The sequence below is a fragment of the Allokutzneria sp. NRRL B-24872 genome, from assembly GCF_002155965.1.
In the GTDB taxonomy this organism is placed as follows: domain Bacteria; phylum Actinomycetota; class Actinomycetes; order Mycobacteriales; family Pseudonocardiaceae; genus Allokutzneria.
On sequence record NZ_MUMH01000294.1, the window covers coordinates 201 to 404 of the forward strand.

At 75.5% G+C, this 204-nt stretch carries 1 pseudogene; it reads left to right on the forward strand.

Going from position 1 to position 204, the window contains the following annotated elements:
- Window positions 1-204 (forward strand): annotated as a pseudogene (locus CCN37_RS41915) (DUF58 domain-containing protein); the annotation flags it as partial.

The following is a 204-nucleotide window of genomic DNA, read 5'->3' on the forward strand; positions in this document are numbered from 1 at the left end:
GGGGTGACCTCGCCGCCGCGTTGGAGCAGCTGCGCCGCCCGCCGCGCAGGCGTGGGCTCGCCGTGATCATCTCGGACTTCCTCGGCCCGGTGGACTGGCTGCGCGCGATGCGCGCCCTCGCCGCCCGGCACGACCTGCTCGCCATCGAGGTGCTCGACCCGCGCGATGTGGAACTGCCCGACGTGGGCACCGTGGTGCTGGCCG